The organism is Psychromonas aquatilis (genome assembly GCF_038155185.1).
In the GTDB taxonomy this organism is placed as follows: domain Bacteria; phylum Pseudomonadota; class Gammaproteobacteria; order Enterobacterales; family Psychromonadaceae; genus Psychromonas; species Psychromonas aquatilis.
Genome location: NZ_JBAKAZ010000019.1, coordinates 35,794 through 52,109, shown reverse-complemented (window position 1 = coordinate 52,109; position 16,316 = coordinate 35,794). Strand labels below are relative to the sequence as shown.

Here is a 16,316-nt window from a genome sequence, read left to right as displayed (position 1 = left end):
CCGCCTTAAAGATTACATTTAAAAACCGCAGTTACACAGAGTTATTTACAGGGTCTACCGTTCATTTTAGGTGAACGGTATTTCTAGTTATTAATTTCCAAGCAAGTATCTAGATAACTCTAATCTTCGTATAGATTTTCATAAACGAAGTTAGTTGCTTCGATATAACCAGGTACACTACCACAGTCAAAACGCTTACCTTTAAATTTGTAAGCTAATACACAACCGCGTTTAGCTTGCTCTAATAAAGCGTCGGTAATTTGTACTTCCCCACCTTTACCTGGTTTCGTTTTTTCTAAAATATCAAAAATATCAGGTGTTAAAATATAACGTCCGATGATCGCAAGATTACTCGGCGCAGTCCCTGGTGCTGGCTTTTCAACCATATCATCAACACGGTAGATATCATCTCTGATCACAGAGCCTTTGATTACACCATATTTATGAATTTCATCTTCAGGTACTTCTTCAACAGCCACAATTGAACAACGGAATTGCTCATACAATGCAGCCATCTGCTTTAATACGCCGTCGCCATCTTGGTTAATACACAAGTCATCAGCTAATACTACCGCAAAAGGTTGGTCACCGATCAACTCTTTACCAATTAAAATAGCGTGGCCTAGACCTTGCATTTTACGTTGGCGGATAAATGAGAAACGCGCACTATCCATTATTTTTCTGATATCACCTAGCTTAGCTTCTTTTGGCGTGCCGCTGATTTCATGTTCTAATTCATAGTTGTGATCAAAGTGATCTTCGATCGAGTGTTTGCCTCGACCTACCACAATGCCCATTCCACTCATACCAGCTTCAATTGCTTCATCAACACCAAATTCAATTAATGGCTTGTTTACAAGAGGCATCATCTCTTTTGGCATAGACTTAGTTGCAGGTAAAAAACGTGTACCATACCCTGCGGCTGGAAATAAACACTTCTTAATCATAGTCCCTCACTTTTATAAGTATTCAAACGAACGTAAAATACTTTAGCATTGTTTTAACAATAAAACACCTAATAAACATTAACTTAACTTCTAGTACGCGTCACTCGACGACGTTCACCTGCTTTACGATGTTGATTATGCTTTTTAACTGCTCGACGAATTCTCGCTTGTGGATTCGATACTTTATTGGTGTCAACACGCACTTTCGTTTCCGTTTCACGCGGCATATCAACAAGTTTACGCAAGTAATTAACCTCTTTAAGTGTTAGCTCCTGCCATCCACCTTGCGGTAATTGATTATTCAACATGATATTACCGTAACGCACACGCATTAAACGACTTACTTGCAGGCCTTGGCTTTCCCATAAACGACGTACTTCTCGTGTACGTCCTTCAGTAAGTACAACATGGAACCAACGATTAATACCTTCACCGCCATGTTCTTTGATATCTAGGAATTTTGCTTCACCATCTTCAAGTTGAACACCGGTGCGTAATCGATTTAAAATCGCTTCAGTTACATCGCCAAAAACACGTACTGCATATTCACGCTCTATCTGCTGGCTTGGGTGCATCATTTTATTTGCAAATTCGCCATCGGTTGTAAATAACAACAAACCTGACGTATTAATATCTAAACGGCCAATCGAGATCCAACGAGCCCCTTTCAGCTGTGGTAAACGATCAAAAACAGTTTTACGGCCTTCTTCATCGCTACGCGTACATACTTCACCTTCAGGCTTGTTGTAGGATAATATACGACAAACAACACTTTCAGCTGCTTGATATTTAACTACATGGCCATCAACTCGAATAACTTGATCCTGTGTTACACGCTCGCCCAATTCAACAACTTTACCATCTAGGCTAACACGCCCTTCTGCAATAACTGTTTCCATTTTACGACGAGAACCTAATCCAGCTCGTGCTAATACTTTTTGTAATTTTTCACTCATTTTTTATTTCCTTGGGTAATTCACATTATGCCAACTGCACTTTTATTTCGCTAAAACTAAAAGCGACTGTGCATCGTTATATAATTATTACTTTTTAAAGCATTTACGCTTTATCATTCTTATTGGAACGGAGTTAAATCACCCGTTCCTTCTCTCACTATCACCACATCATCATCTGATAAATCGATAACACTTGTTGGTGACTCTCCTAAGTATCCCCCATTAATAATAAGGTCTACTTGATGTTCTAGTTGATCTCTGATTTCTTCAGGATCAAATTCGGTACTGGTATTGCCTGGTAGAATTAAGCTCGTTGTCATTAACGGCGTATCCAACTCATCCAATAAAGACAATGCAATGGCATTATCAGGGACCCGAATACCAATCGTACGTTTACTTGGGTTCATTAAACGCTTTGGTAAATCCTTGGTTGATTTGAAGATAAAAGTATAAGGACCCGGTGTATTATTTTTTAACATACGATAAGCACTGTTATCAACACGTGCGTACGTTGCAATATCAGCTAAATCTTTACACATTAATGTAAAATTATGCTTTTTATCTATTTTTCTTATCTGACAGATTCTTTCTAACGCATTTTTATTATCTAGCGCACAACCTAATGCATAACCAGAATCAGTTGGAAAGATAATAATACCACCTTTATTGATAATTTCAGCGGCTTGTTTCATTAAACGAATTTGTGGATTGTCTGGGTGAACATAAAAAAATTGACTCATATTTTCTTCTCTTTATCACTTTGTTATAACTTTATTTAACAATCAGATATTCTATAAACTGCATTTTTTAATGATCAAACATCAGCTCTGACAAGCTTCCCAATTATGCCAAATAGGCTGACAAACGTCAGGTAAAAATAAGCTTTTTCCTAAATCACGCCAACGGCCAACAAAATGAAAATCACTGCCTTGGGAAGCCAGTAAATCATATTCTTTGCTCCACATAGCAAGTTGTAAACGCATTTGTGGGGATTGTTGCCCTATCGCAACTTCCATCGCATCACCACCCGCAGCTTTAAAAGCGATAAATAATTTTCTTAACCACTTATTTGAAAGTTTATAAGCATCTGGATGTGCTAAGACTGCTTGGCCACCAGCAGCATGAATCGCTGCTATCGCATCAGCTAAATCCACCCAATCATGTGGTACATAACCTGTATTACCACGGCTTAGGTATTTATCGAACACTTTAGGGAAAGTGGGTGCAACACCAATCTCAACAAGATAACGTGCAAAGTGAGCTCGCGTGATTGCGCCATCACCGGCTAACGCCTTTGCTCCTTCATAAACATTCTCAATGTTTGCTTTGGCTAAACGACGGCCCATTTCAATGGCACGTTGTTCGCGTTTATGTTTTTGGATTTCAATCAACTCTGATAATGCAGAATGAGTAGGATCAATATTTAAACCAACAACGTGGATTTCATGATTTAGCCAATTACTGGTCACCTCGATGCCATTAATAAGCTGCAACTTTAAATCATTATCTTGAATATATTGTGACGCTTCACTTAACCCATCAATAGTATCATGATCCGTAATGGCTAAAAAATGAACTTGTCTGTTTTCAGCACGTTGTACTAATTCGCTAGGGGTAAGTTGCCCATCTGATGCTTTTGTATGGGAATGAAGATCAATTAACATGAATATCCTAAAAATAACCTTGACATTAGGAGCAGAATACAAAAAAATAACTCCTAACTAATACGGGACGTATAATATATGATTTTTAATACAATTACTCTTAAAGATTCTTGGTGGCACTCATTCTCATAAGCGAGCAATGAGGTTTTTGTATATTTAATTTCCCAGAAAAACCAATTTATAAGCTCGCATATTGCGGGCTTTTTTCATATTTGGAACACACAAAAAATACAACAGGTAGATAAATGAGCATTTTAAACACAATCCTTAGTTGGCGATGGCAAATCAAATAACAATAACAACCCAATTTGCTATCTAAAATTTAAGGATTTAAATATGAACACTTTACACCCCATCGGCGTATTAAAAACCATCGAAGCACCCTGCAGTTATATTCAAGACTCGTTAGGCTTATTTCAAAAAGTCAGCGAAGAAAGTGATAATCACCTTTTATTCGACTCAGCTGAAATTGAAAGTAAAGCACACTTAAAAAGCTTAATACTCGTTGATGCCTGTTTAAAAATAACTTGTCACGGTTTAACAGTCACTTTAAGTGCTTTAACCGATAACGGTAAAGACTTACTCACCTTTATCGCACCAAAATTTTCAACGCAACTCATCACAGCTCAATCACCTAAAGAATTAGAAATCACCTTCCCACAATCAGATACCAGTGGCGATGAAGACCAACGATTAAAATCAGCTTCACCAATGGATGCTATTCGTTGTATTGTTGAGCGTATTAAAAAAGTATCAACTCACCCTGAAGCATTATTTTTAGGCGGAGTGTTTGCCTATGATTTTATTGCGACTTTTGAACAGTTGTTAGAGGTACCTGATGGCGAAAATACTACACCAGATTACTTATTCTATGTAGCAGAAACTTTAATGTTGCATGATCACCAAACTCAACAAAGTGAAATATTAGGCAGTGTTTTTGGCGGTTTGTACTCAGATGAAAGTGAAGCGCGAATTAAAAACAGAATCACTCAGTTACAAGGGTTCTGTGATGACTTTATTGCCCCAGTTAATAAACAAATGACCATTGATGCACAAGTTAAAGTCGATGTTTCTGACAATGAATACTGTCAAATCGTTGAACAATTAAAAACTAATATTGTAAAAGGCGATATTTTCCAAGTTGTTCCTTCGCGAAGCTTCTCACTGCCTTGTCCAGATCCTATTTCAACTTATCAAAAGTTAAAAGAAACGAATCCAAGTCCTTATATGTTTTATTTAAAAGATAGTGACTTCGTTTTATTTGGTGCATCGCCAGAAAGCGCAATTAAATTTACACAACAGACACGTGATGTTGAAATTTATCCTATCGCCGGCACACGTCGTCGTGGTTTTAACCCAGATGGCAGTATTAATAAAGATTTAGATGGTCGTTTAGAATTAGAATTACGTCTCGACAAAAAAGAGACATCGGAACATTTAATGTTAGTTGATTTAGCGCGTAACGATGTCGCTCGAATTAGCCAACCAGGCACACGTCACGTAGCAGACCTATTACAAGTTGACCGTTACAGCCATGTGATGCACCTAGTGTCACGCGTAGTAGGTAAATTACGTGAAGATTTAGATGCACTTCATGCTTACCAAGCTTGTATGAATATGGGAACCTTGGTAGGAGCGCCAAAAATCAGTGCATCAAACCTTGTCCGTCAAGTAGAGAAAAAACGCCGCGGTAGTTACGGCGGTGCCGTTGGTTATATTAATGGTAACGGTGATATGGATAGCTGTATTGTTATCCGCTCTGCTTTTGTAAAAGATGGCATTGCCCACGCACAAGCTGGTGCAGGAGTTGTCTATGACTCAGTACCACAATTAGAAGCCGATGAGACCCGCAGTAAAGCCGCAGCAGTACTTAATGCCGTCGCACTTGCCCATGGTACAACACTTAAGGCAGTCACAGCCCAACGCAATGAGCAAGGAGAATAAATCATGACTTCTACCAACAATAAAGCAACTTTATTCTTTCTTGATAACTTTGACTCGTTTACTTATAACCTAGTTGACCAATTCAAATCATCGGGTTACCCAGTCAAAATTTACCGTAATAGCCAAAGTGCAGAGCAGATCAAAGCACATATTGACGCCTGCGAAGGTGAAGTGGTGTTAGTGTTATCGCCAGGTCCAGGAACCCCAAGTGCAGCCGGTTGTATGATTGATTTAATCACACTATGTAAAGGCCAAGTGCCTATTCTCGGCATCTGCCTAGGCCATCAAGCCTTAATTGAGCAATATGGTGGTGTTGTAGGACAAGCAGATGAAATTCAGCATGGTAAATCATCGCTAATTAACCATTGCGGCGATAAGATGTTCACAGGTTTATCTTCCCCTTTATCCGTCGCTCGTTACCATTCGTTAGTGGGTACTCAGGTACCAGATGCATTACAAACAGTGGCAGATTATAACCAGATGTGTATGGCTATTTATCAAGAAAAAGATAAGGTGATTGGTTTTCAATTTCACCCGGAATCAATTTTGACCTGTGAAGGTGCGCAATTACTAGAAAATAGCCTTAATTTATTGACTGAAACGGAGAAGTTTTAAATGAGCGAATATGATGTTTACCCTACCTTGGAGCAATTATATCAAGGTCAGACTCTCTCAGAGTCACAAAGTCAGGCTTTTTTCGAACAAGTTGTCTTAGGTGAAATAGATCCGATAGTACTGTCATCAGTATTAACTGCGCTTAAAATCAAAGGCGAAAGGCCACAGGAAGTGACTGGCGCAGCTAAAGCATTGTTAGCACAAGCGAAAGCTTTTCCTCGCCCAGATTATCCGTTTACCGATATTGTTGGTACTGGCGGTGATGGCCTAGGTACGATTAATATTTCAACAGCCAGTGCATTTGTTGCTGCAGCTTGCGGCGTAAAAGTCTGTAAACATGGTAGTCGCAGTGTCTCTAGTAAGTCTGGTTCATCGGACTTATTAGCAGCCTTTGGCGTTAACTTAGATATGTCTCCTGAGACAGCTCGCCAGTGCTTAGATGACTTAAATGTATGCTTTATTTTTGCGCCAAGTTACCATGCGGGAATGCGCTTTGCTGCGCCAGTACGTGGTGCGTTAAAAACCCGATCTATCTTCAATGTGCTCGGTCCACTCATTAACCCAGCTCGCCCTGAATTTGAGTTGATGGGGGTATATGCACCAGAATTATTAGTGCCAATTGCCAAAGTACATCAACAACTAGGCATGAAACGTGTAATGGTTGTTTACGGCAGTGGTTTAGATGAAGTGGCGCTACATGGTACAACCCAAGTCGCGGAGTTGCACGAGGGTAAAATAACAGAATACACACTGACACCAGAAGATTTTGGTGTTGAACACCACCCTGTTGAAAGCATTTTTGGTGGTAGTCCAGAACAAAACAAACAAATCATTGAACAAATTTTACAAGGTAAAGGTACTGAAGCTCAACAATCTGCTGTAGCAATTAATGTATCTGCATTATTGGTATTAAACGGTAAAGCAGATAACTTTAAACAAGGCACCGAAATGGCCCTTAGCAGTATGCAGTCGGGCCGACCTTTGACACTATTAAAACAACTTGCGGAGCAAAGTAATGCTTAATGACCAAAGTTTACAAGATACAATTTTAGGCAAGATTGTGGATGACAAATTAATTTGGGTTGAACAACGTAAACAACAACAACCTTTGATTGGTTTTAAAGATCAACTAATAGAAAGTGATCGTCACTTCTATCAAGCATTGGATCAAGACGACAGTGTATTCATTCTTGAATGCAAAAAAGCGTCACCTTCAAAAGGCTTAATTCGTGAAGAATTTGACTTAGATTTAATTGCCGGTACTTATAAAAACTACGCTTCAGCTATTTCAGTATTAACCGATGAAAAGTATTTTCAAGGCGACTTTGAATACATTAACACTGTGCGCTCTCAAGTATCTCAACCGATTATCTGTAAAGACTTTATTGTTGACCCATACCAAATCTATCTAGCGCGTCATTATCAAGCTGATGCCATCTTATTAATGCTATCAGTATTAGATGATGATGCTTACCAAGCTTACCGCGATACGGCTCATAGTTTAAATATGGGCGTGTTAACGGAAGTCAGTAACGAACATGAGTTAGTACGAGCTATTGCTTTGAACGCTAAAGTTATTGGCATTAACAATAGAGACTTACGTGATCTGACTATTGATTTAAACCGTACTAAACAATTAGCCGTTAAGATACCACAAGACCGTATCGTTATTTCGGAATCGGGTATCTATCACCACCAACAAGTAAAAGAGCTTAGCGCTTACGCAAATGGCTTCTTAGTTGGTAGTTCGATTATGTCACAACCTAATATCGATCTTGCTTGTCGTAAGTTGATTTTAGGTGAGAATAAAGTGTGTGGGTTAACACATGCACGAGATGCAGCCGATGTTCATAAAGCCGGTGCGGTTTATGGCGGATTAATTTTTGTTGAAAAATCCCCTCGCTTCGTCGAGTTAGAACAAGCTCGTTTAGTGATGTTAGGAGCACCGCTTGCTTATGTGGGTGTTTTCCAGAACGAACAAGTCGAGCTAGTTGCTTATACCGCTAAAAGTTTAGGGTTAAGTGCAGTACAGCTTCATGGTGATGAGTCACCTAAGTATATTAAAGAGTTGCTGGCGGTATTACCTAAAAACTGCGAAGTATGGAAAGCACATGGTATTACTGATAGTTTACCTGAATTTGAAAAATACAATGTTAGCAAACATATTTTAGACACTCGCGTCGGTGAGCAAAGTGGCGGTACAGGTCAACGTTTTGATTGGTCTCTACTTGAGCAGCAAAACGGCGATAAGAATAAGATCATTATTGCCGGCGGCCTAAACCCAGAAAATGCACAACAAGCAGCATTAATAGGCTGTGCTGGATTAGACTTTAACTCGGGTGTTGAATCAGCTCCTGGTAAAAAAGACGCAGAGAAATTAAACAAGAGCTTCTCCGAAATTCGTCGATACATGACACGATAGATGATCTTGGTATCAGACAATATTAAACCGATTAAAAGGTAATATAAAAATGGAAACATTAAACGCTTATTTTGGTGACTTTGGTGGTATGTATGTACCGCAAATATTAGTCCCTGCATTAAAACAACTTGAAGCTGAATTTTTAAAAGCACAACAAGATGAATCATTTCAAGAAGAGTTTAAAGAGTTATTAACAGAATATGCTGGTCGCCCTACTCCACTGACATTATGTCGCAATCTAACCAAAGGTAAAAAAACCAAGTTATACCTAAAACGTGAAGACCTTTTACACGGTGGTGCACATAAAACCAACCAAGTATTAGGCCAAGCATTATTAGCAAAACGCATGGGTAAAACAGAGATCATCGCAGAAACAGGCGCTGGCCAACACGGTGTTGCAACCGCTTTAGCTTGTGCACTGCTTGGTTTAAAATGCCGTGTTTACATGGGGGCTGTCGATTGTGAGCGCCAAAAACCTAACATGTTCAGAATGCGCCTAATGGGTGCGGAAGTGATTCCCGTGACTTCTGGCTCTTCAACATTAAAAGACGCATGTAATGAAGCGCTTCGTGATTGGGCTGGTAGTTACGAAACTGCGCATTACCTATTAGGTACTGCTGCCGGACCACATCCATTCCCTACCATTGTACGTGAATACCAAAAAGTCATTGGTGAAGAAGCTAAACAACAATGTTTACGTAAAGAAGGTATTTTGCCTGATAAAGTGATTGCGTGTGTCGGTGGTGGCTCTAACGCCATTGGTATTTTCTCTGACTTTATTGAAGATGAAAACGTTCAGCTAATTGGTGTTGAACCAGGCGGTCATGGAATAGAAACTGGTGAGCATGGGTGTCCAATTGCTTGTGGTACAGATGGTATTTTCTTTGGTATGAAATCATTGATGATGCAAGATACCCATGGACAGATTCAAGAGTCTTACTCTATTTCTGCTGGTTTAGATTTTCCTTCAGTAGGGCCACAACATGCGCACTTAGCGCAAATAGGCCGTGCAGAATATGTCAATGCAACCGATGACCAAGCGCTTCTTGCATTTAAAGCATTAGCGGAACAGGAAGGGATCATTCCTGCTTTAGAATCATCTCATGCGCTAGCACATGCATTAAAAATTATCGAAGAAGATGATAAAGAACAGGTCATCATTGTTAATTTATCAGGACGTGGTGATAAAGATATCTTCACCGTCGCAGACATATTTGAAAAGAGAGGTATGATCTAATGGCACATGATCTACAGTCACAGCGATACGCAAAATTATTTGAAAAACTAGAAGCAGCGAACCAAGGTGCCTTTGTCCCATTTGTGACAGTTGGCGATCCTGACCGCGAACAATCTTTGAACATTATTGATACTTTAGTTAAAGCCGGTGCAGATGCACTTGAATTAGGTATCCCATTCTCAGATCCAGTGGCTGACGGTGTGGTCATTCAAGACGCTTCAATTCGAGCATTGAATTCAGGTACAACACCGCAAGTATGTTTTGAGATTATCAAAGAAATTCGTGCAAGACATCCTGACACCCCTATCGGTTTATTGTTATATGTTAACCTGGTTTATCGCAATGGTATCGAATCTTTTTACCAAGAATGTAAAGACGCAGGTGTTGATTCAATTCTAATTGCCGATGTGCCATTACATGAAAGCGCACCTTATCGTGCAGCTGCCGATAAAGTTGGTTTACAGCAAATATTTATTGCACCACCTAATGGTGATAAAGCAACCTTAAAACAAGTTGCTGAATATGGTCAAGGTTATACTTACTTGCTAAGCCGTGCAGGTGTTACTGGCGCTGATGCTAAAGCTGGTATGCCCGTTGAACATATGCTTGAAACATTAGGTGAGCATAATGCACCGCCTTCATTATTAGGTTTTGGTATTTCTCAACCAGAGCAAGTGGCAGATGCGATTAAATCAGGTGCTGCTGGTGCTATTTCAGGTTCTGCTGTGGTTAAGGTTATTGAGCGTAACCTAGATGATCCAGAAAAAATGCAATCAGAAATGACCGACTTTATCAGTGCCATGAAAGCCGCCACCTTGAAATAATAGCAAGCCATATAAAGAGAGTGACATGAAACAATTTTTTGAATTTATACCTTTAATCATCTTTTTTATTGTTTATAAAATGGTTGATATCTACGCGGCGACAGGTTCGTTAATTATTACAACTGGGTTGTTACTTGCCTATAACTACTTTAAACACGGCAAAGTAGAGAAAATGCATGTGATCACATTCTTAATGGTGCTTGTTTTTGGCTCATTAACATTGGTATTACATAACGATGTATTCATAAAGTGGAAAGTCACAGCTGTCTATGTGCTATTTGCCATTGCATTATTGGCAAGCCAATTTATCTTTAAGAAACCGATCATCAAACAAATGTTAGGTAAAGAAATCACACTACCAGATAGCGTGTGGAACTCTCTTAATATTGCTTGGGCACTCTTTTTTATCGTGCTGGGATTACTCAACGTTTATGTCGCTTTTTATATGGCACAAGAAATCTGGGTAAACTTTAAAGTGTTTGGTTTATTAGGTGCAACGATTGTATTTACACTGTTCAGTGGTATTTATATATATAAATACTTACCAAAAGATGACGACAAAGTAACAGTCGAAGAGAACAAAAAATCAGATAAGTAAAATGCTAATCGTATAGATTATTGAGCACTTATTAAATGATAAAAAGAGATACCCGATGCTTTCAGTATTGGGTATCTTTTTTTTAGGTAAAAAATAGGCAATCAAGTAGTCTACTACGCGTTTTTCCTTCCTTTATTGATATATATCCTATTTTAATGAGATAGAACAGAGTAAATACCTGAAATACCCATTTTATAAAGTTTTTTATTCTGATTTTTTTTAAAATACAATCATTAATAATCATAAATTCGATTTATTATGTCATTTCTTATTGGTGATAATTTTGGAATAGATAAATGAAAGTTTTAATATTAGGTTCTGGTGTAATAGGTGTGACGAGTGCTTGGTATTTAGCTAAGTCAGGGCATGATGTAACAGTAATTGATAGACAATCAACTGTAGCGAACGAGACAAGCTTTGCCAATGCTGGGCAAATATCACCAGGGTATTCAGCTCCATGGGCTGCGCCGGGTATCCCAATCAAAGCAATGAAGTGGTTAATGCAAGAATTAGCACCTTTAAAAATCAGTATTAAAGACTTAGATACTGAAACCATGCTTTGGATGACTAAGTTAGTTGCCAATTGTAATACTAAGGATTATCACCGTAATAAATCTCGTATGATGCGTGTTGCTGAATATAGTCGTGACTGTTTACGCGCGATACGAGAAGAAATCAATATTAATTATGACCATAGAACACAAGGTACAATGCAAGTTTTTCGTACCCGTACTCAGGTTGAAAGCGCTAAGAAAGACATTCAAGTATTAACTGAATGTGGCGTTGAGCATAAAGTATTAAGCGCAGAAGATTGTTTAGATTATGAACCAGCACTTAAGCATACTATTCATAAAATTGTAGGTGGTTTGCATTTACCTAATGATGAAACAGGTGACTGTCACCAGTTTGTTACAGAGCTAGCAAAAGACTGTGAACGAATGGGTGTTAAATTTGTAATGAACACCAGCATCGAGAAATTAAACAAACAAGGCAATGAAATCACCGGTGTGGCAACTGATAAAGGTGAATTTAAAGCAGATACCTATTTAATGGCGCTCGGTTCATACTCGACACATATGTTAGCAAACGTGGGTATTAAAGTACCTGTTTATCCTGTTAAAGGTTACTCCCTAACTTTACCAATTGAAGATTACTCAGCAGCACCAGAGTCGACAGTTATGGATGAAACATACAAAGTTGCGATCACGCGTTTAGGCGATCGTATTCGTGTCGGCGGCACAGCTGAAATTGCAGCTTACAATACAACATTGCTAGAAAAACGTCGTAAAAATATAGAATATTCAATTGCTGAACTATTTCCGCATGCCGGAGACTTAGGTAAAGCAGAATTTTGGAGTGGATTAAGACCAATGACACCAGATGGTACTCCTATTCTAGGCAAAACAAACATCGATAACCTCTTCCTCAACACAGGACACGGTACACTCGGTTGGACGATGTCTTTAGGATCTGCGAAGTTTGTAAGTGATGTTATGAACGATCAAACCCCTGATATAGATAGCGAAGGTTTATCTATTGACCGTTACGGACGTTAAGGAAAAATAATGGCAAGAACTGCTACTGCACTTATTAAGTTAAGTGCAATCAAACAAAACTATTTATATGCAAAATCGCTAGCTAAGCCAGCGAAAGCAGTTGCGACTATTAAAGCCAATGCCTATGGGCATGGTGCAGTTAAAGTAGCCAAAGAGCTAGCGGATATAGTTGATGCCTTTAGTGTCGCTTGTATCGAAGAAGCGATTGAGCTGCGAGAAGCAGGCATTACACAACCAATCATCCTGTTAGAAGGCTTCTTCACCGTAGATGAGTTAGATTACATCAGTAACAATAACCTATGGACAGCTGTACATAACCAATTTCAAATTGATGCGATTAAAAATGCAAATTTTGAGCAACCTATCAATGTTTGGTTAAAAATGGACTCAGGTATGCATCGCTTAGGCTTTTTACCAGATGAATACGCTGATGCATGGTCACAATTAAATGCATTGAGTCAGGTGGCTAGCATTACCCACATGACTCATTTTTCATCAGCTGATGATTTAAGCTCGTCGATCACTCAACAACAAACAGATCTGTTTATTGCAACCGTTGCTGATTTACCAGGTGATATCAGTATTGCCAACTCATCTGCTGTGTTAAGCAACGCGATGCCAAACAGAAGCCAATGGGTACGGCCAGGTATCATGCTGTATGGTTCTTCTCCAATTAATGATCCAGCCTTATCTAAAGCCTTAATGCCTGCGATGACGGTGAAAGCTAAAATCATCTCTGAGCGTACTATCGATAAAGGTGAAAGTGTTGGCTATAACGCCAAGTGGACAGCTCCTGATGTCCATAAAATAGGTACTATTTCTATTGGTTATGCTGATGGTTACCCAAGACAGGCCGTTAATGGTACACCTGTTTGGATCAATGGTAAAAAGAGTCAGATATTAGGTCGCGTCTCAATGGACATGGCGATGGTTGATTTATCGATGTTTGCAGATCAAGATTGCCTAGGCCTTGAAGTTGAGCTATGGGGAGATAATGTAGCAGTAAATGATGTTGCTGAATGTGCAGATACTATCTCTTATACTTTGTTTTGCGGGTTATCACGACGTATCAGCAAACAATATGTAAAATAAGTTAACATACTATTTTTTTAAAAGGCCTGTAAAAGAAATTTTACAGGCCTTTTTTATATACCCAATTATTCTCTCAGAAGCCTTGTCAAAGCCGAAATGACAAGACGCCCCATCAGATAAATAACTCAATTCAAAATAACCATAGCAAAATAAACACAGCAAAAAGTAAGTCATATAAAAAAGGCCACCTTAAGGTAGCCTAATCGTTTACAAGCACTGCTTTACAACACAAGAATTTAGTTTGAATGCAGCATGCTATTTAATTCAACAGCACTTTTATTTACTAAACATTCAATTTGACCAGTCATTGAGTTACGACGGAATAATAAGTCATCTTTATTCGATAGGTCACGCGCTTTCACAGAGCCAGCATCGTTCCCTTCGTTATCTAGCATTTTAACTTTAGAGCCAGCAGTAACATATAGACCTGACTCAATAGTACAGCGGTTACCTAATGGGAAACCTAATCCAGCATTTGCACCTAATAAGCTGTTCTCACCAATAGCAACAACCATTTTACCACCGCCTGATAATGTCCCCATGATTGAAGCACCACCGCCAATATCGCTTCCTTCACCAACCATTACACCCGCAGAGATACGTCCTTCAACCATACTTACACCAGCAGTACCAGCATTAAAGTTAATAAAGCCTTCATGCATTACTGTTGTGCCTTCACCAACATGAGCGCCTAAACGCACACGAGATGTATCAGCAATACGCACACCAGCAGGCACAACGTAATCAACCATTTTAGGGAATTTATCAACGCAATCGACAGTAATAACCTCACCTTTTAGACGCGCTTCAATTTGGCGATCTTTTAATTCAGGTAAATCAATTGCACCTTTATTAGTCCATGCAATATTGTGTAATAAACCAAAAATACCATCTAGTACAACACCGTGTGGTTTAACTAAACGATGTGAAATAAGTTGTAATTTTAAGTAACCTTCTGCAACACTTTGTGGCGCTTCATCAGTTGCTAGGATAACCAGTACTAATGCTTGCTCTGATTTCGCTGCTGCAACTGCAAAATCAGCATTGTTAGTATCGCCTTCGCCATTAAAAGCAGCAGCTAGTTGTTCAGCAACAGTAGGCGTAACTTCAATCACTTGATTTCCACCTTCATATCCAGTTAATGCACCAATCGTTGCGACTAAATCGTCATTCGGGTTTAAGATTGGGTTTGGAAAAAATGCTTCGATGATTTTTTGGTCACGGTTTTTTGTAGCAGTACCAAACGCAAGAGAAAATGTAGACATGATTTAAGCTCCGATATAATAGGTCTATTAAAAAATATGAGCGCTAATAATAGAGAAGCCAACAAGCAGATGCAAAACTTAAATGCGATAAACAATAACTATTTTACTTTTATGAAATCCCATCAAATCAAGCACTCACAAGGCTAAGTTTAAAAAAACCATGTTCGAGTGTTTTTCACTTAAGTGAGATGTCTTACAAACAACTGAAAATATTAACAAAAGAGGGTCGATGAAAGGTCAATCTAGTAACGAATATAGTCGTGTCAGCCTAGCAATAATCACGTAATTATCACTAGGCTTAAACGTAGGGGTAAGGTTATTTAAAACCTCGACTGTTACGCAGTACTTCATAGGCTTTTTGGATATCTTGGGCTTTTTCTTTAGCCAACTCCATCATTTCATCAGGTAACCCTTTGGAAGCTAGTTTATCAGGATGATTTTGACTCATTAATTTACGATATGCGCGTTTTACTTCTTTATCTGTTGCAGTGCTTTCTATGCCTAACACTTTATATGCATCAGCTTCGGAATCGGCCTTATTATATTGTTGACCGCTTTGTCCACCGCGATGGAACTGTTGTTGTCCTTGGATCATTTGGATCAAACGTTCCAGCTCGAAATGAGAGAAGCCTAAATTTTCAGCGATAATCAATAAAACCTTTTGTTCCTGCGGCTCAATAACACCATCAGAACAAGCAACTTGCACTTGAATCGCCAAAAACATCTGCAATACATTGCGTTCACCACGTAATGTTTGAACAAATAACTGTAAACTTTCGGTTAAAGCAAAATCAGCCGCTTTACCTGCTTTAAAGGCATTTTGTGCGTGTACTCTTGCTTCGCCATGTAAATTCATTTGATCCATGTAAGCATTCGCGATCTGGATATCAGTTTGAGTTACTTGCCCCTTAGATTTAGCCACATGCCCCATAACAGAGAAAGCAGTTTCAAAAAATATCTTTTGTTTATCTGCACTATTTCCTCTACCGCCTAAAATTCCATCTTGAAAACTGAACTTTCTGCCAACCGCACTATCAAAACGATGTCCTAGCCAAATACCAATAACCAGACCAAGGAAATGACCAAACATGAATCCAAAGAAACCACCTATTAACTTTCCCCATATGCGCATAACTAATCATTACCTTTAAATTGTGAAATATGAACTTTTTATTATTTTGACTAACTATCTGCAA

At 38.8% G+C, this 16,316-nt stretch carries 15 protein-coding genes; 9 read left to right on the top strand and 6 right to left on the bottom strand.

Going from position 1 to position 16,316, the window contains the following annotated elements; genetic code table 11:
- Positions 1 to 119 precede the first annotated feature (119 nt).
- The 4 genes from galU to rnm form a co-directional block, all read right to left on the bottom strand.
- Entirely contained in the window at positions 120 to 947 is an 828-nt protein-coding gene (gene galU / locus V6256_RS06915) for a UTP--glucose-1-phosphate uridylyltransferase GalU (RefSeq protein ID WP_341597344.1), read from the bottom strand.
- Positions 948 to 1,030: 83 nt separating this feature from the next.
- Positions 1,031 to 1,903: a 23S rRNA pseudouridine(2605) synthase RluB gene (rluB, locus tag V6256_RS06910; RefSeq protein ID WP_341597343.1), complete on the bottom strand. Its 873-nt coding sequence runs from the start codon at positions 1,901 to 1,903 to the stop codon at positions 1,031 to 1,033.
- Between the two features lie 119 nt (positions 1,904 to 2,022).
- Positions 2,023 to 2,643 (bottom strand): L-threonylcarbamoyladenylate synthase, encoded by a 621-nt coding sequence (locus V6256_RS06905; protein WP_341597342.1) that lies wholly within the window; start codon positions 2,641 to 2,643, stop codon positions 2,023 to 2,025.
- Between the two features lie 81 nt (positions 2,644 to 2,724).
- Complete coding sequence (rnm, locus tag V6256_RS06900; protein WP_341597341.1) at positions 2,725 to 3,567, bottom strand: RNase RNM; 843 nt, start codon at positions 3,565 to 3,567, stop codon at positions 2,725 to 2,727.
- A gap of 336 nt (positions 3,568 to 3,903) precedes the next feature.
- On the opposite strand from rnm, the gene V6256_RS06895 reads away from it, so the two are divergent.
- The 9 genes from V6256_RS06895 to alr all read left to right on the top strand — a co-directional run bounded on the left by V6256_RS06895 (position 3,904) and on the right by alr (position 13,855).
- Positions 3,904 to 5,511: an anthranilate synthase component 1 gene (locus tag V6256_RS06895; RefSeq protein WP_341597340.1), complete on the top strand. Its 1,608-nt coding sequence runs from the start codon at positions 3,904 to 3,906 to the stop codon at positions 5,509 to 5,511.
- A 3-nt stretch (positions 5,512 to 5,514) separates the two neighbouring features.
- Positions 5,515 to 6,126 (top strand): aminodeoxychorismate/anthranilate synthase component II, encoded by a 612-nt coding sequence (locus tag V6256_RS06890; protein ID WP_341597339.1) that lies wholly within the window; start codon positions 5,515 to 5,517, stop codon positions 6,124 to 6,126.
- Positions 6,127 to 7,149, top strand: coding sequence for an anthranilate phosphoribosyltransferase (trpD, locus tag V6256_RS06885; protein ID WP_341597338.1), 1,023 nt, complete (start codon positions 6,127 to 6,129; stop codon positions 7,147 to 7,149).
- Positions 7,142 to 8,548: a bifunctional indole-3-glycerol-phosphate synthase TrpC/phosphoribosylanthranilate isomerase TrpF gene (trpCF, locus tag V6256_RS06880; protein WP_341597337.1), complete on the top strand. Its 1,407-nt coding sequence runs from the start codon at positions 7,142 to 7,144 to the stop codon at positions 8,546 to 8,548. Before trpD ends, trpCF begins: the two co-directional genes overlap by 8 nt.
- Before the next feature lie 49 nt (positions 8,549 to 8,597).
- Entirely contained in the window at positions 8,598 to 9,785 is a 1,188-nt protein-coding gene (gene trpB, locus V6256_RS06875) for a tryptophan synthase subunit beta (protein ID WP_341597336.1), read from the top strand.
- Positions 9,785 to 10,609, top strand: a complete 825-nt coding sequence (trpA, locus tag V6256_RS06870; RefSeq protein ID WP_341597335.1) for a tryptophan synthase subunit alpha — start codon at positions 9,785 to 9,787, stop codon at positions 10,607 to 10,609. The genes trpB and trpA overlap by 1 nt, the downstream gene beginning before the upstream one ends.
- A 25-nt stretch (positions 10,610 to 10,634) precedes the next feature.
- On the top strand, positions 10,635 to 11,207 hold the full coding sequence (locus V6256_RS06865; RefSeq protein ID WP_341597334.1) for a septation protein A: 573 nt from the start codon (positions 10,635 to 10,637) through the stop codon (positions 11,205 to 11,207).
- A 296-nt stretch (positions 11,208 to 11,503) separates the two neighbouring features.
- Positions 11,504 to 12,763 carry a D-amino acid dehydrogenase gene (locus V6256_RS06860; RefSeq protein ID WP_341597333.1) on the top strand — a complete coding sequence of 420 codons (1,260 nt, stop codon included), beginning with the start codon at positions 11,504 to 11,506 and terminating at the stop codon, positions 12,761 to 12,763.
- A 9-nt stretch (positions 12,764 to 12,772) separates the two neighbouring features.
- Positions 12,773 to 13,855: an alanine racemase gene (alr, locus tag V6256_RS06855; protein WP_341597332.1), complete on the top strand. Its 1,083-nt coding sequence runs from the start codon at positions 12,773 to 12,775 to the stop codon at positions 13,853 to 13,855.
- A gap of 236 nt (positions 13,856 to 14,091) precedes the next feature.
- Here alr and dapD read toward each other — a convergent pair whose 3' ends face one another.
- The gene (gene dapD / locus V6256_RS06850; RefSeq protein WP_341597331.1) at positions 14,092 to 15,120 is read right to left on the bottom strand and encodes a 2,3,4,5-tetrahydropyridine-2,6-dicarboxylate N-succinyltransferase; all 1,029 of its coding nucleotides are present in this window, start codon (positions 15,118 to 15,120) and stop codon (positions 14,092 to 14,094) included.
- Positions 15,121 to 15,436: 316 nt separating this feature from the next.
- Complete coding sequence (gene djlA / locus V6256_RS06845; protein WP_341597330.1) at positions 15,437 to 16,252, bottom strand: co-chaperone DjlA; 816 nt, start codon at positions 16,250 to 16,252, stop codon at positions 15,437 to 15,439.
- Between the last annotated feature and the right edge of the window lie 64 nt (positions 16,253 to 16,316).